We start from the raw sequence: 18103 nt of genomic DNA, 5'->3' as shown, positions 1-18103 counted from the left end.
ATGTTCACTCAGAGACTTGGTATTCATTTTTCGTCTTGCGACGTTAAGAATCCATGTCACTTTGAGTGCCCACACAGATTGTCTGATAAATTGTTAAAGAGCAGTGCCGCTTCGTTTTCGCTGCGGCGCGGGGTGTGCATATTACGCTTTCCCGCTTCAGAGTCAAGCGTTTATTTTCGCTTTTCTCTGCTGACCCGGCGGCGTGTGTGCCGTTGTTCCGTGTCAGTGGAGGCGCATTATAGGGAGTTATTCCGGCGTGACAAGAGGAAATTTAAAAAAAGTTTCTATCCGTGTTTTTTTTCACCAGTAGCGGTGAAATCAAGCTACAAATTGTTCTATTTGATGTATCTGCAACCACAATCACATTCGAGGTGGCATAATTATCAGCATGAATCTTTAAGGAATAAAAGCGATGCCATTAAGCGCACAACAGCTGGCCGCCCAAAAAAACCTGTCGTATGTGCTGGCAGAAAAGCTGGCGCAGCGAATTTTAGCGGGTAAATATGCCCCGGGTAGCATCCTGCCGGGTGAAATGGAGCTGGGTGAGCAGTTTGGGGTGAGCCGTACCGCCGTTCGCGAAGCGGTGAAAACCCTGACGGCAAAAGGTATGGTGCTTCCACGCCCTCGCATTGGCACACGCGTGATGCCACAGAGTAACTGGAATTTTCTCGATCAGGAGCTGCTCTCCTGGTGGATGACGGAAGATAACTTTCACCAGGTCGTCGATCACTTTCTGGTGATGCGCAGCAGCCTTGAACCTCAGGCATGTCTGCTTGCCGCCACGCTAGGAACGGCAGAGCAGAAAGCGCAGCTTAACGCATTGATGGAAGAGATGGTGTTCCTGAAAAAACACTTCAATCGCGAACGCTGGGTTGAGGTCGATATGGCCTGGCATGAACACATCTATATGATGAGCGCCAATCCGTTTCTCACCTCTTTTGCCTCTTTATTTCATTCGGTGTATCACACCTACTTTACCTCTATTACACAAAACGAAGTGGTAAAACTGGATTTGCACCAGGCGATAGTAGATGCCATCCAGGAAAGCGACGGGCAGCGAGCCCTGAGTGCGTGCCAGGCACTGCTGGCCGCGCCAACCCACCAGCAGGTAAATAAATGACAACGAAAAAAGCGCGCAGCATGGCCGGATTGCCGTGGATTGCAGCCATGGCATTTTTTATGCAGGCACTGGATGCCACCATCCTCAACACAGCGCTTCCCGCTATTGCGCAAAGCCTTAACCGCTCCCCGCTGGCGATGCAGTCCGCCATCATCAGCTACACCCTGACGGTCGCAATGTTAATTCCGGTCAGCGGCTGGCTGGCCGACCGCTTTGGCACCCGCAGAGTTTTCATGCTGGCCGTAACGCTCTTTACGCTCGGTTCACTGGCCTGTGCGCTCTCCTCATCCTTAACGGAGCTGGTTATCTTCCGCGTATTGCAGGGCATTGGCGGCGCGATGATGATGCCGGTGGCGCGTCTTGCCTTGCTGCGAGCCTACCCCAGGAGCGAACTGCTTCCCGTGCTCAACTTCGTCACCATGCCGGGCCTGGTTGGCCCGATTCTTGGCCCGGTACTCGGTGGCGTGTTTGTCACCTGGGCAAGCTGGCACTGGATCTTCCTGATTAATATTCCAATTGGCGTTGCGGGGCTGCTGTATGCCCGCAAATATATGCCGAACTTCACCACGCCAAGGCGCAGCTTCGACATGGGAGGCTTTTTCCTGTTTGGCCTGAGCCTGGTGTTATTCTCCAGCGGAATGGAGCTGTTTGGCGAGAAGATCGTCGCGACGTGGTTAGCGCTCTCCGTTATCCTCTGCGGTATTCTGTTATTCCTTCTTTATATACGTCACGCGCGCCGTCACCCGACGCCGTTAATTTCCCTGTGGCTCTTTAACACCCGAACGTTTTCAGTTGGGATTGCAGGAAACATTGCGTCTCGTCTGGGGACGGGTTGCGTACCGTTCCTGATGCCATTGATGCTGCAGGTGGGTTTCGGCTACCCGGCCCTGATTGCTGGCTGCATGATGGCACCCACGGCAATGGGCTCAATTCTGGCAAAATCAACCGTGACACAGGTGCTGCGCTGGTTTGGCTATCGTAAGACGCTGGTTGGCGTGACGGTCTTTATCGGTCTGATGATTGCGCAGTTCTCGCTGCAATCCGCCGCGTTACCCGTCTGGATGCTGATCCTGCCGCTGTTTGTGTTGGGCATGGCGATGTCGACGCAGTTCACGTCGATGAACACCATCACCCTCGCCGACCTGACTGACGAGAACGCCAGCAGCGGCAACAGCGTGCTGGCGGTAACGCAACAGCTGTCGATCAGTTTAGGGGTTGCCGTGAGTGCAGCGGTGCTGCGGTTTTATGAAGGTTTTGACAGCGCAAATACCGTTGAGCAGTTCCACTATACCTTTATCACCATGGGCGCACTTACCGTGGTATCGGCGCTGGTCTTTATGCTGTTAAAACCGAAAGATGGCCGAAACCTGATTAAGGAGCGTCACAAAGAGAAAGCTAAACCGAACCGCGTTCCATCAGAACAGGAGTAAGCTGCAGGCGTTGCTGTTGCAGCGTGGGCTGCGCCATACGGTGAATCAACACATCGATGGCCAGCTCGCCCAGTTCATCTTTTGGCTGATGGATCGTGGTCAACGGCGGCGTCATGTAGCTGGCCAGCTCGATATCGTCATAGCCAATCACCGCCATATCATCAGGCACGCGTAGCCCCGCCTGATACAACGCCTGGTAGGCACCAAACGCCATCGCGTCGTTACCAATAAACACCGCCTGCGGACGCGGCTTTAGCGCCAGCAGTTTCTGCATCGCCTCGAAACCGCCGTTAAATTCAAAATCACCGGTGATTCGATAGCCATCAGGAATGGCAAGCCCCGCCCGTTCCATGGCAGAGAGATACCCTTCCAGACGCAAACGCGCCGGAGTTTTATCCAGCGGCCCCGTAATACAGGCAATGCGAGTGTGTCCTTTATCAATCAGGTGCTGAGTCGCCATATCACCGCCCAGCAGGGAGTTATCCTGAATGAGATCGCTGGTTCCGTCGAACGGCGCCCAGTCCATCATCACGGTGGGAATCGAAGGATAGCGCTGGATGATCTCTTTCGAGGGCTGGTGCGTTTCGGTGCAGAGCAGCAATAGTCCGTCGACGCGTTTTTGCATCAGCGTTTCCAGGTTACGATTCATGCGCTGCTCGTCGCCCTCGGTATTGCACAGCACCAGGCTGTAGCCACGCTCGAAGCAGCTGCGCTCCACGCCGCGAACCAGTTCTGAATAAAAGGGGTTGGTACTGGCGGTGATCAGCATACCGATGGTGCGCGTCTGGTTGAGCTTAAGGCTGCGCGCCAGCGCAGACGGCGCATAGTTGAGTTCTTTTACCGCAGCTTCAACTTTCTCCCGAATCGCCTCGCTGACGAAGCGATCGTTGTTTATAACGTGGGAGACCGTCGAGGTAGAAACGCCCGCCATGCGGGCGACATCTTTCATTGTGGCCAAGCGTTACCCCTGCTGACTTAAGAATTCATCTATCTCTTTACGCCACGGAACGGAAGGCTGGGCGCCTTTGCGCGTCACCGCAATCGCGGCAGCAGCGTGTGCGAAGCGAATAGCGTCATCCATTCTCTTGCCTTCCAGCAGCGCGGTGACAAGTGCACCGTTAAAGGTATCTCCCGCTGCGATGGTATCAATCGCTTTGACCTTAAAGCCCGGCACGCGACGGCCTTCGCCATTGACGCTTGCCCACACTCCACGGCTACCAAGGGTGATAATCACGGTGCCGATGCCCTTATCATGCAGTGCACGCGCGGCTCGCGCGGCATCGTCATCATTTTCTACGCGAATGCCCGTCAGCTTTTCGGCTTCGGTTTCGTTCGGCGTAATGATATCCACCAGCGCCAGCAGCTCGTCTGATAATACACGGGCTGGGGCCGGGTTAAGTACGACAGTGGTATGATTTTCATGCGCAATTTTCGCGGCGGCCAGCACGCTTTCAACCGGTGACTCCAGTTGCATGAGCAGGGCTTCCGCTCCGGCGATGATGGCACGTTGCGCTTCTACGCGCTCCGTCGTCAGCGCAGCGTTAGCACCCGCATGAATACCGATGACATTCTCACCTTCAGCATTGACGAAAATCAGCGCCACGCCGGTCGATTCCCCTGCAACCACGCTGACCGGTGCGATATCAATGTTGTCGCTCGCCAGCTGTTTGCGTACTCGCTCACCGGTATCGTCATCACCCGTGCAGGCGATAAACGCAATATTCGCCCCGCTACGTCCGGCAGCGACGGCCTGGTTGGCACCTTTACCGCCAAATGCCACCTGATACTGGTTACCCGTGACGGTTTCGCCCGGTGTAGGGAACGATTCAAGGTTAAGAATGTGATCGGCATTGATACTGCCAAGGACGACGAGGTTGCCTGCGGTTTTCATGGTTGGGTTGTCCATCTGAGAGCGCCACCGGTGTTACCCGGTGGCGTATGCCACACTTTTCTTTATTGGTGTCCCTCAGGCAGCCAGCGACTGCCTGATTCGCCTTTTACTGCTTGATGACCAGCTTCAGGTCAACTGGGTATTTAGCCTGAACTTTTTCGCCCTTCAGCACTTTGTCGGCAGTTTCAACGCCAGTTGCGCCAATCTGCTCAGGCAGCTGAGCGATGGTCGCAGCCAGTTTGCCATCGTTTACTGCTTTTTCACCATCCGGCGTGCCGTCAAATCCGACAACCATCACATCAGATTTACCTGCGGTCTGCAGGGCACGCAGCGCGCCGAGCGCCATTTCGTCGTTCTGTGCGAACACGGCCTGCACGTCAGGATGCGCGGTCAGCAGGTTCTGCATAACGTTCAGACCTTTAGTACGGTCGAAGTCTGCCGGCTGGCTGGCCAGCACGTTGAATTTGTGTGCAGCCACTGCCTGCTGGAAGCCTTCACCACGCTCGCGGGCTGCAGACGTACCGGCAATCCCCTGCAGTTCGATAACTTTCGCGCCTTCGCCGGCTTTCTTCGCGATGTAATCACCCGCAATTTTGCCACCCAGCACGTTATCAGACGCAATGTGGCTAACAACTTCGCCTTTCGTTGCCTGGCGGTCCAGAGTGATCACCGGAATTTTCGCCTGGTTTGCCATTTTAACGGCGTTACCGACGGCATCAGAATCGGTTGGGTTGATCAGCAGAATTTTGGTGCCGCGAACGGTTAAGTCCTGAACGTTAGCCAGCTCTTTCGCCGGGTTGTTCTGTGAATCCAGCACCACCAGGTTGTAGCCAAGTTTGTCCGCTTCTTTCTGCGCACCGTCCTTCAGGGAGACGAAGAACGGGTTGTTCAGGGTAGAGACAACCAGCGCGATGGTGTCTTTCGCCATGGCGTTAGCACTTACGGTTGCGCTCAGCGCGACAGCAGAAACCAGGGTAGCCAGTTTTTTCATGTTCATATCTAAGATGTCCTGTAGTGTCGTCAGTTACTGTTTTTTGTTGTCTACCAGTACCGCCAGCAAAATCACCACTGCCTTAACGATCATCTGGTAATAGGAGGAAACACCTAACAAATTCAAACCATTATTCAGGAAACCGAGAATCAGTGCGCCGATCAATGTCCCAACAATGCGACCTTTACCGCCCGCAAGACTCGTACCGCCCAGAACCACTGCCGCGATAGCATCCAGCTCATAACCCGTCCCTGCCGTTGGCTGCGCGGAGGAGAGGCGCGCCACTTCGATGATACCTGCCAGCGATGCCAGCAGACCGCACAGGGAGTAAACGATAATTTTGACTTTATTAACGCTGATACCGGACAGGCGCGTTGCCGCTTCGTTACCGCCCAGCGCGTAGATATAACGACCCAGACGGGTGTGGTGCAGCATGTACCACGCCGCCAGGAAGACGATAGCCATGATCCAGACCGGGGTCGGAACACCCAGCGGGCGACCAATACCGAACCAGCCAAACAGATCGGCGTTATCGGTAAAGCCGGTATTGACCGGGCTGCCGTTGGTGTACACCATGGTCACACCGCGCAGCAGCAGCATCATCACCAGCGTAGCGATAAACGCCTGAACGCGGCCTTTTGCTACAATCACGCCGGTTACGGCACCAATCGCCGCGCCTGCCGCCAGGGCCGCGGCCACGGCCACCAGCGCGTTGACTTCAATGCCGACAATCGAAGCGGCGATCGCGCCGGTGAGCGCCAGCAGGGAACCGACGGACAGATCGATACCTGAGGTCAAAATCACCAGCGTCATGCCGACCGCCATAATGGCGTTCACCGATGTTTGCTGCAGAATGTTGAACAGGTTATTAACGGTGAAAAAGTTCGGGCTCATGGTCGATACAATCGCGATCAGCACCAGCAGGGCAATCAGCGATTTTTGTTCCATCAGCCATGCCTTTGTGAAATAGCGGCGACCAGAAACAGCCTGGGTAGTCATCTTCTTACTCCTGATTCACGCGATTAAGCTTGCCCACAGCGGCAGCCATCAGAACTTCCTGGGTGGCCTGCTCGCGAGTGAATTCACCGCCGAGATGCCCTTCATGCATGACGATAATGCGATCGCTCATGCCTAATACTTCTGGCATCTCGGAAGAGACCAGAATGATGCTCAGACCGTCGGCCTTGAACTGGTTAATCAGCTGATAGATCTCTTTCTTCGCGCCCACGTCCACGCCGCGGGTTGGCTCGTCGAGGATCAACACTTTCGGGCGCGTCATCAGCCCGCGCGCAATCGCAACTTTTTGCTGATTACCGCCGGACAACAGGCCAATCGCCTGCTCCATCGACGGGGTTTTGACGTTAAAGAGGCGGATAAAATCGCTCACCGCCTGCTGCTCATCTTTATGCTTCAGGCTACCGCCGCTATGGCTGAAATAGCGCAGCGCGGTCAGGGACATGTTCTCTTTAACCGACATCCCCAGCACCAGGCCGTCGCGTTTGCGGTCTTCAGAGATATAGACGATGCCGTTCGCCAGGCCATCCTGCGGAGAGCGGGTGACCACTTCATGACCGTCTAGGGTGACATAACCGCTGGTGCGCGGCAGTGCGCCGTACAACACTTTCATCAGCTCGGTACGCCCGGCACCCATCAGGCCAGCCACGCCCAGGATCTCGCCCTGGCGCAGGGTAAAGGTCACGTCGTTCACGCCAGGGCCGCAGAGGTTGTCCACCTTCAGGCGGATCTCACCCGGCGCTTTATCCAGATGCGGATACTGATCTTCGAGCTTGCGTCCCACCATCATTTCGATGAGCGTATCTTCGGTCAGCGTGGCGACTTCGCGCTCGGCAATAAACTGCCCGTCGCGGAAGACGGTGACGTCATCGCAGATTTCGAAGATCTCTTTCATGCGGTGAGAGATATAGACAATCCCGCGCCCCTGCGACTTCAGCTCGCGGATCACGCGGAACAGGGATTCGGTTTCGGTGTCGGTCAGAGCGTCGGTGGGTTCATCCATAATGATGACCTTCGACTCAAAGCTCAGCACCTTGGCAATTTCCACCATCTGCTGATCGCCAATAGAGAGATCGCCGACCAGGCGGTCGCTCTTAAAGCGCAGGTTCAGCTTCGCCAGCAGCTTGTCCGCTTCGGCGTACATGGTTTTCCAGTCGATTTTGCCGAACCGGTTAACAAACTCGCGGCCGAGGAAGATGTTTTCAGCAATGGTGAGCTGCGGGATCAGGTTCAGCTCCTGGTGAATAATACCGATGCCCGCTTCCTGAGAGGATTTTGGGCCATTGAAGGTGGTCTCTTTCCCCAGCCAGACGAGTGAACCGGCATCGCGTTGATAGATACCGGTCAGCACTTTCATCATGGTGGATTTGCCGGCACCGTTTTCGCCCACCAGCGCCATCACGCGCCCGGGGTAGACGTTCAGCGCCGCGCCGGAGAGGGCTTTTACGCCCGGGAACGACTTATCGATCCCTTTGAGTTGCAGTAATGCGTCCATGATGGCCTCAGAAGGTGACGCCAGCACAGAGAATGATATTCGCATACGGGGAACACTCCCCGCTGCGAATCACCGCCTGACTGTCTGCGGTTTGTTGTTTGAACTGTTCGTGCGTCGTGTAACGAATTTCTATGGTGTTTCCCTGGTGTTGTTGCAGTTGCTCAATATGGCTGAGCAACGTTTCGTGGAGTTGCGGATTATGTTGTTTGATTTCCGCCGCGAGAATGGCTGCCTCAACCTGCATCTCCGCCGTCACGACTTCCAGTACCTGCATAAACGAGGGTACACCCTGCGTTAACGCCATATCGATACGGGTTGTGCTGCGCGGAACCGGTAAGCCTGCATCGCAAACCACCAGCGTATCGGTATGCCCAAGACGGGAAATAACCGATGAGATTTCTGAGTTGAGTACCGTGCCTTTCTTCATTTTCTTGCTCCACTAGCGAAACGTTTCGCTGACGTCAGTTTAATCTCAAGAATGTTCAGAAAACCATCATGACGTAACAGATTTGTGATCGACGTCGAAACGTTTCGCTAAGTGAAATGCAGAGACAATTATTGTGGGTTGGCGAGGGGTTTGGTAGGCCGGGTAAGCGAAGCGCCACCCGGCATTTTCAGAAGGGATTAGATCTCGACCTGCGTTCCCAGCTCAATCACGCGGTTAGGCGGGATCTCAAACTGGTCAGGCGCGCGCAGGGCGTTACGCTGCAGGATGAGGTACAGCTTTCCGCGCAGACGCAGATACCACGGTCGCTTGCCGATGATCAGCGACTCGTGCGACATAAAGAACGACGTCTCCATCATCCGGCAGCTCAGCCCTTCCAGGCCGCAGCGGTGGAACACCTCTTCCACGTTTGGCGTTTCGCGCCAGCCGTAGCTTGCCACCACGCGCCAGAAGGTCGGAGACAGTTGCTCAATCTGCACGCGACGCACGTTGTGAACGTAAGGCGCATCTTCGGTGCGCAGCGTCAGCAGGATCACGCGCTCGTGCAACACTTTGTTGTGCTTGAGATTATGCATCAGCGCGAACGGGATGACGTTCAGAGCACGAGACATATACACCGCCGTGCCCGGCACGCGGACCGGCGGGGATTTCTCCAGAGAAGCGATCATCGCCTCAAGAGAATTGCCGTGCTCGTGCATGCGGCGCAGCAGGCGGAAACGCTCGCTTTTCCAGGTGGTCATGACGATGAACATCACCAGACCCAGCGTCAGCGGCAGCCAGCCGCCGGAGACAATCTTGTCGAGGTTCGCGGAGAACAGCGGCACGTCAATGCACAGGAAGCCCACCAGAATCATCGCCACGAGGAATTTATTCCAGTGCCAGTTTCGGTACGCTACCGTGGTGGAGAGCAGCGATGTCAGCACCATCGTACCGGTTACCGCAATACCGTACGCTGCAGCCAGGTTACTGGAGTGCTCGAAGCTGACGATAACAATAACAACAGCGAAATAGAGGAGCCAGTTAACGAACGGGATGTAGATTTGGCCCGACTCCATCTCTGAGGTATGGATGATGCGCATTGGCGAGAGATATCCCAGACGCACGGCCTGGCGCGTCAGAGAAAACACTCCGGAAATCACCGCCTGGGAGGCAATGACGGTCGCCAGCGTCGCCAGGATAAGCATCGGCACCAACGCCCAGTCAGGCGCCAGCAGGAAGAACGGGTTCTTGATCGCTTCCGGGTTTTTAAGCAACAGCGCGCCCTGACCGAAGTAGTTCAGCACCAGCGACGGCAGTACCACAATAAACCATGCCACGCGGATAGGCAGTTTCCCGAAGTGGCCCATGTCAGCATACAGCGCTTCCACACCGGTGATGGAGAGCACAACCGCCCCCAGCGCCACGAAGGAAACCACTTTGTATTCGAGGAAGAAATGCACCGCCCAGTAAGGGTTCAGCGCATGCAGCACTTCCGGATTCGCGATAATGCTGCGTAAACCAAGCGCCGCCAGGATCAGGAACCAGGCCAGCATAATCGGCGCGAACAGTTTGCCCACCAGCCCTGTACCGTGCTTCTGGATCATGAACAGCAGCGTCAGGACAATAATGGCCAGCGGAACCACCCATGAATCAAGCTGCGGAGCGATAATCTCCAGCCCCTCAATCGCCGACAGCACCGAGATAGCCGGCGTTATCACCACTTCCCCGTAGAAGAAACTGCCGCCAATCAGGCCGATAATGACCAGTACAGAGGTCATCCTGGCCGAGGTATTACGTCCGGCAAGAGACATCAGGGTCAGGATCCCACCTTCACCTGCGTTATCAGCACGCATAACGAAGGAGAGATATTTAACGGAAACCACCAGGATCAGCAGCCAGAAAATGAGGGACAGGAAGCCAAACACGGCATCGCGTTCAACACCAAAACCAAACTGGCCGGACAGACATTCACGAAGCGTATAAAGCGGGCTGGTGCCGATATCACCGTAGACAACCCCGATCGCCGCAAGCGTTATTGCGGGTAATGATTGCTTATTATCAGTGCTCATAGACTAGTCTTTTCGTTTAAATAACAAATGTGTTCCCGGTCCCTTGGCCCACAAAAAGCGCACAGTATGCACGATTCATTGCAAAATCGTACCCCTAAATGCAACCGCATTAATGTAGCTCAAAGAAAATTGCGCCGCACTTCAGTCTATTACCAGCCCTGACTGAAACGTCTATACTCGCTTCAATTGGCCGCCACGACGGCGAAAGGATGCAAAACTATTATGGCTCACTCACATTTATTAGCAGAAAGAATTTCCCGCCTCAGCAGCGCGCTGGAGAAAGGCCTTTTCGAGCGTAGCCACGCCATCCGCCTCTGCTTACTGGCGGCGCTGAGCGGTGAGAGCGTGTTTTTGCTGGGACCGCCGGGCATTGCCAAAAGCCTGATTGCCCGCAGGCTAAAATTTGCTTTTCAGAACGCCCGCGCCTTCGAATATCTCATGACCCGGTTTTCCACCCCAGAAGAAGTTTTTGGTCCGCTCTCCATTCAGGCATTGAAAGACGAGGGGCGCTATCAGCGCCTGACAGAAGGGTATCTTCCGGAGGCTGAGATTGTTTTTCTCGATGAGATCTGGAAAGCGGGGCCGGCTATTCTTAACACCCTCCTCACGGCGATAAACGAACGTCGATTCCGTAACGGTGCCAGTGAAGAGAAAATCCCGATGCGCCTGCTGGTGGCCGCCTCTAACGAACTGCCTGAAGCCGACAGCAGTCTGGAAGCGCTGTATGACCGTATGCTTATCCGTCTGTGGCTGGACAAAGTGCAGGATAAGTCCAACTTCCGCTCCATGCTGGTCAGCCAGCAGGATGAAAGTGAAAACCCGGTATCCGCTTCGCTGCAGGTGACGGATGAGGAGTATCACCAGTGGCAGCAGGATATCGGCAAAATCAAACTGCCAGACGCCGTCTTCGAGCTGATCTATCTGCTGCGCCAGCAGCTTGATCTCATCCCTTCAGCGCCCTATGTCTCCGATCGCCGGTGGAAAAAAGCGATCCGCCTGCTGCAGGCGAGCGCCCTGTTCAGCGGGCGTGATGCCGTCGCGCCAATCGATCTGATCCTGCTGAAAGACTGCCTCTGGCACGACGCAGAAGGCATGAATCTGATGCAGCAGCAGCTTGACGTTTTGATGACCGGACACGCCTGGGGACAGCAGGCAATGCTCAACCAGCTGGGAGCGATTGCCCAGCGGCGCATCCAGCTCCAGCAGCAGCAAAGTGATAAAACCGCGCTGAAAGTGAATCGCCTTGGGGGTATGTTCGCCCGCAAACCGCACTACGAGCTTCCCGCGGATCTGACCGGCACAACGCTAACGCTGCTGCTCCAGCAACCGCTTAAACTGCATGATATGCAGGTGGTGCACATTACGATTGAGCGCGAGGCGCTGGCGCAGTGGCTGGATAAGGGCGGAGAGATCCGAGGAAAACTCAACGGCATTGGTTTCGCGCAGCCGCTGAATATGGAAGTGGACAGTAGCCAGCACCTGGTGATCCGTGACGTCAGCCTCCAGGGATCGCGTCTTGCGCTGCCGGGAACCGCTTCGGATAGCGTGCCGGAAGAGATCAAGCAGCAGCTGGAAGCGCTGGATACCGAATGGCATCAGCAGCACACCCGCTTTAGCGAGCAGCAAAAATGCCTCTTTATTCATAGCGACTGGTTAGGTCGCATCGAAGCCAGCCTGCAGGACGTCAGCGCGCAGATCAAACAGGCGCGTCAATGCTAACGCTCGATACGCTTAACGTCATGCTGGCCGTCAGCGAGGAGGGGTTGATCGAAGAAGTGGTCATTACCCTTCTGGCGTCGCCGCAGCTGGCGGCGTTTTTTGAAAAATTTCCGAAGCTAAAAAAGGCGATGACGGACGATCTGCCCCGCTGGCGGGAAAATTTGCGTCAGCGGTTCAGGGAGACCGAAGTTCCGCCTGAGTTAACGGAAGAGGTGGCCTGCTATCAGCAGTGCCAGCGGCTCTCCACGTCGCAGTTTATCGTCCAGCTCCCGCAAACCCTGACGTTGCTCGATAACGTCCACTCTCCGTTTGCCAGCCAGGCCCGGGCGCTGGTCACGGATAACGCCACCTTTACACCCGCACTGCATACCCTCTTCTTACAGCGCTGGCGCCTCAGCCTGGTGGTTCAGGCCACAACGCTGAACCAGCAGCTGCTGGATGAAGAGCGTGAACAGCTGCTCAGCGAAGTTCAGGAACGTATGACGCTGAGCGGCCAGCTTGAAGAGGTGCTGGTAGAAAATGAAAACGCCGCCGGACGTCTGTGGGACATGAGCGCCGGGCAGCTGAAGCGCGGTGACTACCAGCTGATCGTGAAGTACGGCGACTTTCTAACGCAGCAGCCCGAGTTGATGAAGCTTGCAGAACAGCTGGGGCGCTCAAGGGAGGCAAAATCGGTCCCAAAGAAAGATGCCCCGATGGAAACCTTCCGCACCCTGGTGCGCGAACCGGCTACCGTGCCTGAGCAGGTCGACGGGCTCCAGCAGAGCGACGACATCTTACGCCTGCTGCCGACCGAGCTAAGCACGCTGGGGATGACCGAGCTGGAGTATGAGTTTTATCGTCGGCTGGTTGAAAAACAGCTTCTCACCTACCGACTGCACGGTGAAGCCTGGCGCGAGAAAGTCAGCCAACGGCCGGTCGTCCATCAGGATTTTGATGAACAGCCGCGCGGGCCATTCATTGTTTGCGTGGATACGTCCGGTTCGATGGGCGGGTTTAACGAGCAGTGCGCGAAGGCGTTCTGTCTGGCACTGATGCGCGTGGCGCTCGCCGATCGCCGTCGCTGCTTCATCATGCTCTTCTCCAGCGAGGTGGTGGGCTATGAGCTGACGAACCAGCAGGGGATCGAGCAGGCAATCCGCTTTCTGAGCCAGCGCTTTCGCGGCGGCACGGATCTGGCCAGCTGCTTCCGCAGTATTGTGGAGCGTATGCAGGGCGGCGACTGGTACGACGCTGACGCGGTGGTGATTTCCGATTTTATTGCCCAGCGGCTGCCGGATGACGTGGTGAATAAGGTGAAGGAATTACAGCGGGTGCACCAGCACCGTTTTCATGCGGTGGCGATGTCCGCTCATGGAAAACCCGGCATCATGCGCATCTTCGATCATATCTGGCGCTTTGATACCGGGTTGCGTAGCCGCCTGCTCAGACGCTGGCAGCGTTAATTACAGAAGAGAACCGACGCTTTCACGTACCTGCTGCGGCCAGACGCCACACTGAACCTGACCGATATGGGGTAATTGCAGCAGCAGCATGGTTAAACGGGACTGGCCGATACCGCCGCCGATCGTCTGAGGCATTTCACCGCGCAGCAGCGCCTGGTGCCACTCGAGTTTGAGACGATCTTCATCACCGGTGACCGCCAGCTGGCGCTTCAGCGCGTCGGCATCCACGCGGATCCCCATAGATGAAATCTCGAATGCGTCTTCCAGTACCGGGTTCCACACCAGAATATCGCCGTTCAGCCCGGCAAATTCGCCCTCACCTACAGTGCTCCAGTCATCATAATCCGGCGCGCGAACGTCGTGGCGTTTGCCATCAGACAGTTTGCCGCCGATACCGATCAGGAATACTGCACCTAATTCTTTAGCGATCGCTCGCTCGCGACCTTTAGCATCGAGATCCGGGAAGCGGCTCAGCAGCTCCTGGCTGTGGACAAAGTGGATCGTATCCGGCAGGAACGGTGCCAGACCAAACTCTTTGCTCACGGCCGCTTCGGTTGCTTTGATCCCGGCGTAGATCGCCTCAACGGTGGATTTCAGCGTACCGACGTGGCGTTCACCATCACCCATTACGCGCTCCCAGTCCCACTGGTCAACGTAAACGGAATGAATCGGAGAAAGGCGGTCTTCATCGGGACGAAGGGCTTTCATGTGCGTGTAGAGCCCTTCGCCCGCGCTGAAGTCGTGTTGTCCCAGAGTTTGACGCTTCCACTTCGCCAGGGAATGAACCACTTCGAACTGAGCGTCTGGCAGCGTTTTCACTTTTACCTGTACCGCTTTTTCGCATCCAGAGAGGTTATCCTGCGTCCCGTCACCCACGCGGCTCAGAATCGGCGCCTGAACTTCAATAAGGCCAAGCTTCTCTTCCAGCTGGCGGGAAAAATGGGATTTTACGAAACTGATCTGGCGTTGTTTTGCGATGTAAGCGGTTTTCATTATTTATACTCCTGCGTCCTGTTGATATTGATTAAGCAACAGAAATGGCATCATATTCAATAACTCATCAACAAAAAGCCACCTTCACTTTTGATTCGATAAATTTAAACGCTAGAATAGAGTGATTCATTAATCTTCATAAGAAAAAGCTATGGAAAATTATCAGATCGACAATCTCGACCGCGGCATTCTGGAGGCGTTAATGGCCAATGCCCGTACCGCCTACGCCGAGCTGGCAAAACAGTTTGGTGTCAGCCCGGGAACCATTCACGTCCGCGTAGAGAAGATGAAGCAGGCGGGGATCATTACCGGCGCACGCATTGACGTCAGTCCTAAGCATCTGGGTTACGACGTCTGCTGCTTCATCGGCATCATTCTTAAAAGCGCCAAAGATTACCCTTCCGCCCTGGCGAAGCTGAACGCGCTGGATGAAGTCACCGAGGCGTATTACACCACCGGGCATTACAGCATCTTTATTAAAGTCATGTGCCGATCCATCGACGCCCTCCAGCAGGTACTTATCAACAAGATCCAAACAATCGATGAAATTCAGTCCACCGAGACGCTGATCTCCCTGCAAAACCCGATCATGCGTACCATCCGCCCGTGATCGGGCAAATTCATTCCCACATTTTCCACAGGTAGATCCCAGCTCGTTCACAGCGTACAATGACCGTCTCTTTATCTGGGCGAGCGATCAATGGCGGACATTACCCTTATCAGCGGCAGCACCCTTGGTGGTGCGGAATACGTAGCGGAACACCTGGCTGAAAAGCTGGAAGATGCGGGCTTTTCCACGGAAACCCTGCACGGTCCGTTGCTTGAAGATCTCCCGACTGACGGTGTCTGGCTGCTGATCACCTCCACGCACGGCGCGGGCGATCTGCCGGATAACCTGCAACCTTTATATGACGAACTGCTGGAACAGCAGCCCGACCTGTCAAACGTCCGTTTTGGCGCGGTGGGGATCGGCAGTCGTGAATATGACACCTTTTGCGGGGCAATAGAGAAAGTTGAAGCCGCTGTAACCTCTTGTGGAGCAAAACAGCTGGGTGAAACGCTCAAGATCAACATCCTCGATCATGACATTCCGGAGGATCCAGCCGAGATCTGGCTCGCGGAATGGAAAAATTTACTCAAAAACGATTAAATATCGCGCGAACAGATGTGGATAACTCTGGTTAAAAGCTCGTATTAACCCGTAGTTATCCAAAGAACAACTGTTGTATCGTTTTTGACCTGTGTATAAAGTCGCGATCTGATCCCAGCTTATACTGTCCAGGATCACCGATCATTCACAGCAAACGATCCTTTCTAACTGCATGATCTTCTTTGTGAGATTGGACTTATCCACACAGGTTCGCGATCCTAATAAGAGATCACAATAGAACAGATCTCTAAATAAAAAGATCTTCTTTTTAATAGCCCAGGATCCCAATGCTTTCTCGAAAGACTAAAGTTGAGTAGAATCCACGGCCCGGGCTTCAATCCATTTTCATACCGCTTTACGCGAGGCAGACCACCATGTTTTATCAGGATCCTTTTGACGTCATCATCATTGGCGGGGGTCATGCAGGCACTGAGGCCGCAATGGCCGCAGCGCGTATGGGTCAGCAGACCCTGCTTTTGACACACAATATCGACACGCTGGGACAAATGTCCTGTAATCCGGCGATTGGCGGCATTGGGAAAGGACACCTGGTAAAAGAAGTGGATGCACTTGGCGGCCTGATGGCGAAAGCGATCGATCATGCTGGCATCCAGTTTAGGATACTAAACGCGAGTAAAGGTCCCGCCGTGCGTGCGACCCGAGCTCAGGCAGACCGCGTACTTTACCGTCAGGCTGTGCGTACCGCCCTGGAGAACCAGCCGAACCTGATGATCTTCCAGCAGGCGGTTGAAGATCTTATCGTTGAGAACGATCGCGTCGTAGGTGCCGTGACCCAGATGGGTCTCAAATTCCGTGCGAAAGCCGTGGTGCTGACCGTGGGCACATTCCTGGACGGTAAAATTCATATCGGTCTGGATAACTACAGCGGTGGCCGTGCCGGCGATCCGCCGTCTATTCCCCTGTCTCGCCGTCTGCGTGAACTGCCGCTGCGCGTCAGCCGCCTGAAAACCGGTACGCCGCCGCGTATTGATGCGCGCACCATTGATTTCAGCGTGCTGGCGCAACAGCACGGTGATAATCCGATGCCGGTGTTCTCGTTCATGGGCAATGCGGCTCAGCATCCGCAGCAGGTACCGTGCTACATCACGCATACCAACGAGAAAACCCATGACGTGATCCGCAATAACCTCGATCGCAGCCCCATGTATGCCGGCGTGATCGAAGGGATCGGCCCACGCTACTGTCCGTCGATCGAAGACAAAGTGATGCGCTTCGCCGATCGTAACCAGCACCAGATCTTCCTGGAGCCGGAAGGGCTGACCTCAAATGAAATTTATCCGAACGGCATCTCCACCAGTCTGCCGTTCGATGTACAGATGCAAATTGTTCGCTCAATGCAGGGGATGGAGAATGCGAAAATCGTTCGTCCCGGCTACGCTATTGAGTACGATTTCTTCGATCCGCGCGACCTGAAGCCAACCCTGGAAAGCAAATTCATCCACGGTCTGTTCTTCGCGGGGCAGATTAACGGCACTACCGGCTACGAAGAAGCGGCTGCGCAGGGCCTGCTTGCCGGTTTGAACGCCGCGCGCTTCTCCGCTGAGAAAGAGGGCTGGGCACCTGGCCGTTCTCAGGCGTATCTGGGCGTGCTGGTTGACGATCTCTGCACGCTGGGTACCAAAGAGCCGTATCGTATGTTTACCTCTCGCGCTGAATATCGCCTGATGCTTCGTGAAGATAACGCCGACCTGCGTCTGACCGAAATGGGCCGCGAGCTGGGTCTGGTCGATGACGAACGCTGGGCGCGCTTCAACGAAAAGCTGGAGCGCATTGAGCAGGAACGTCAGCGCCTGAAAACCACCTGGGTGAATCCGCAGGCGGAAACCGCCGCCGAAGTAAACGCTCACTTAACCGCGCCGCTGTCGCGTGAAGCCAGCGGGGAAGATCTGCTGCGCCGTCCTGAAGTCACCTACGAGAACCTGGTCAAACTGACCGCCTTCGCGCCGGGGCTGGAAGACGCTGAAGCGGCAGAGCAGGTTGAGATCCAGGTGAAGTACGAAGGTTACATCGCGCGTCAGCAGGATGAGATCGAAAAACAGCAGCGTAACGAAAACACGCTGCTGCCGGAAATGCTGGACTACCGCCAGGTGACGGGCCTTTCCAACGAAGTGATCGCCAAGCTGAACGATCACAAACCGGTATCGATCGGCCAGGCATCCCGTATCTCCGGCGTCACGCCTGCAGCGATTTCGATCCTGCTGGTCTGGCTGAAAAAGCAGGGCATGCTGCGCCGCAGCGCGTAATGCCCAGAACATTGCCCGGTGGCGCTGCGCTTACCGGGCCTGATGAACCCGTAGGGCGGGTAAGCGAAGCGCCACCCGCCACCTAAGTTTTCCAACAG

15 protein-coding genes are annotated in these 18103 nt (G+C 55.4%); 7 read left to right on the top strand and 8 right to left on the bottom strand.

Annotated elements, in window-relative coordinates; all coding sequences use genetic code 11:
* The first annotated feature begins 412 nt into the window (after positions 1-412).
* Entirely contained in the window at positions 413-1120 is a 708-nt protein-coding gene (locus ACOTZC_RS16015) for a FadR/GntR family transcriptional regulator (protein WP_023309775.1), read from the top strand.
* Positions 1117-2550: a multidrug transporter subunit MdtD gene (gene mdtD, locus ACOTZC_RS16010; protein WP_163354557.1), complete on the top strand. Its 1434-nt coding sequence runs from the start codon at positions 1117-1119 to the stop codon at positions 2548-2550. Before ACOTZC_RS16015 ends, mdtD begins: the two co-directional genes overlap by 4 nt.
* Here the strand turns inward: mdtD and rbsR are convergent.
* The 7 genes from rbsR to kup all read right to left on the bottom strand — a co-directional run bounded on the left by rbsR (position 2516) and on the right by kup (position 10434).
* The gene (rbsR, locus tag ACOTZC_RS16005) at positions 2516-3508 is read right to left on the bottom strand and encodes a ribose operon transcriptional repressor RbsR (RefSeq protein WP_072162366.1); all 993 of its coding nucleotides are present in this window, start codon (positions 3506-3508) and stop codon (positions 2516-2518) included. The two genes, mdtD and rbsR, sit on opposite strands and share 35 nt — an antisense overlap.
* Positions 3509-3511: 3 nt before the next feature.
* Positions 3512-4441: a ribokinase gene (gene rbsK / locus ACOTZC_RS16000; protein ID WP_029741903.1), complete on the bottom strand. Its 930-nt coding sequence runs from the start codon at positions 4439-4441 to the stop codon at positions 3512-3514.
* Between the two features lie 106 nt (positions 4442-4547).
* A complete protein-coding gene (gene rbsB, locus ACOTZC_RS15995; RefSeq protein ID WP_010426610.1) occupies positions 4548-5438 on the bottom strand; it encodes a ribose ABC transporter substrate-binding protein RbsB in 891 nt (296 codons plus the stop codon).
* 27 nt (positions 5439-5465) lie between these two features.
* Positions 5466-6431, bottom strand: coding sequence for a ribose ABC transporter permease (gene rbsC, locus ACOTZC_RS15990; RefSeq protein WP_006808742.1), 966 nt, complete (start codon positions 6429-6431; stop codon positions 5466-5468).
* A 4-nt stretch (positions 6432-6435) separates the two neighbouring features.
* Positions 6436-7941 carry a ribose ABC transporter ATP-binding protein RbsA gene (gene rbsA, locus ACOTZC_RS15985; RefSeq protein WP_045354605.1) on the bottom strand — a complete coding sequence of 502 codons (1506 nt, stop codon included), beginning with the start codon at positions 7939-7941 and terminating at the stop codon, positions 6436-6438.
* Positions 7942-7948: 7 nt separating this feature from the next.
* Positions 7949-8368, bottom strand: coding sequence for a D-ribose pyranase (gene rbsD / locus ACOTZC_RS15980; protein ID WP_003862392.1), 420 nt, complete (start codon positions 8366-8368; stop codon positions 7949-7951).
* A 197-nt stretch (positions 8369-8565) separates the two neighbouring features.
* Positions 8566-10434, bottom strand: a complete 1869-nt coding sequence (gene kup, locus ACOTZC_RS15975; RefSeq protein ID WP_023309781.1) for a low affinity potassium transporter Kup — start codon at positions 10432-10434, stop codon at positions 8566-8568.
* 222 nt (positions 10435-10656) lie between these two features.
* Here kup and ravA point away from each other — a divergent pair, with 222 nt between their 5' ends.
* Both ravA and viaA read left to right on the top strand, forming a co-directional pair.
* Positions 10657-12153, top strand: a complete 1497-nt coding sequence (gene ravA / locus ACOTZC_RS15970) for an ATPase RavA (protein WP_029741900.1) — start codon at positions 10657-10659, stop codon at positions 12151-12153.
* Positions 12147-13598, top strand: coding sequence for an ATPase RavA stimulator ViaA (viaA, locus tag ACOTZC_RS15965; protein WP_045400472.1), 1452 nt, complete (start codon positions 12147-12149; stop codon positions 13596-13598). The genes ravA and viaA overlap by 7 nt, the downstream gene beginning before the upstream one ends.
* Here viaA and asnA read toward each other — a convergent pair whose 3' ends face one another.
* On the bottom strand, positions 13599-14591 hold the full coding sequence (asnA, locus tag ACOTZC_RS15960; RefSeq protein WP_047173125.1) for an aspartate--ammonia ligase: 993 nt from the start codon (positions 14589-14591) through the stop codon (positions 13599-13601).
* 151 nt (positions 14592-14742) lie between these two features.
* Here asnA and asnC point away from each other — a divergent pair, with 151 nt between their 5' ends.
* The 3 genes from asnC (at position 14743) to mnmG (ending at position 18005) form a co-directional block, all read left to right on the top strand.
* The gene (asnC, locus tag ACOTZC_RS15955) at positions 14743-15201 is read left to right on the top strand and encodes a transcriptional regulator AsnC (protein WP_023333916.1); all 459 of its coding nucleotides are present in this window, start codon (positions 14743-14745) and stop codon (positions 15199-15201) included.
* Positions 15202-15291: 90 nt separating this feature from the next.
* The gene (mioC, locus tag ACOTZC_RS15950) at positions 15292-15741 is read left to right on the top strand and encodes an FMN-binding protein MioC (protein WP_023309786.1); all 450 of its coding nucleotides are present in this window, start codon (positions 15292-15294) and stop codon (positions 15739-15741) included.
* Positions 15742-16115: 374 nt separating this feature from the next.
* A complete protein-coding gene (gene mnmG, locus ACOTZC_RS15945) occupies positions 16116-18005 on the top strand; it encodes a tRNA uridine-5-carboxymethylaminomethyl(34) synthesis enzyme MnmG (RefSeq protein ID WP_014072433.1) in 1890 nt (629 codons plus the stop codon).
* Positions 18006-18103 lie beyond the last annotated feature (98 nt).

This window comes from Enterobacter cloacae complex sp. SHL009, assembly GCF_049237205.1.
Classification (GTDB): domain Bacteria; phylum Pseudomonadota; class Gammaproteobacteria; order Enterobacterales; family Enterobacteriaceae; genus Enterobacter; species Enterobacter cloacae_M.
The sequence above is the reverse complement of the archived record's forward strand: the minus strand, read 5'-3'. Positions and strand labels throughout refer to the sequence as shown.

Coding starts and splice junctions, on each gene's coding strand:
- ACOTZC_RS16015 (WP_023309775.1), top strand. CDS start 413: ATGCCATTAAGCGCACAACAGCTGGCCGCCCAAAAAAACCTGTCGTAT.
- mdtD (WP_163354557.1), top strand. CDS start 1,117: ATGACAACGAAAAAAGCGCGCAGCATGGCCGGATTGCCGTGGATTGCA.
- rbsK (WP_029741903.1), bottom strand. CDS start 4,441: ATGAAAACCGCAGGCAACCTCGTCGTCCTTGGCAGTATCAATGCCGAT.
- rbsB (WP_010426610.1), bottom strand. CDS start 5,438: ATGAACATGAAAAAACTGGCTACCCTGGTTTCTGCTGTCGCGCTGAGC.
- rbsC (WP_006808742.1), bottom strand. CDS start 6,431: ATGACTACCCAGGCTGTTTCTGGTCGCCGCTATTTCACAAAGGCATGG.
- rbsA (WP_045354605.1), bottom strand. CDS start 7,941: ATGGACGCATTACTGCAACTCAAAGGGATCGATAAGTCGTTCCCGGGC.
- rbsD (WP_003862392.1), bottom strand. CDS start 8,368: ATGAAGAAAGGCACGGTACTCAACTCAGAAATCTCATCGGTTATTTCC.
- kup (WP_023309781.1), bottom strand. CDS start 10,434: ATGAGCACTGATAATAAGCAATCATTACCCGCAATAACGCTTGCGGCG.
- ravA (WP_029741900.1), top strand. CDS start 10,657: ATGGCTCACTCACATTTATTAGCAGAAAGAATTTCCCGCCTCAGCAGC.
- viaA (WP_045400472.1), top strand. CDS start 12,147: ATGCTAACGCTCGATACGCTTAACGTCATGCTGGCCGTCAGCGAGGAG.
- asnA (WP_047173125.1), bottom strand. CDS start 14,591: ATGAAAACCGCTTACATCGCAAAACAACGCCAGATCAGTTTCGTAAAA.
- asnC (WP_023333916.1), top strand. CDS start 14,743: ATGGAAAATTATCAGATCGACAATCTCGACCGCGGCATTCTGGAGGCG.
- mioC (WP_023309786.1), top strand. CDS start 15,292: ATGGCGGACATTACCCTTATCAGCGGCAGCACCCTTGGTGGTGCGGAA.
- mnmG (WP_014072433.1), top strand. CDS start 16,116: ATGTTTTATCAGGATCCTTTTGACGTCATCATCATTGGCGGGGGTCAT.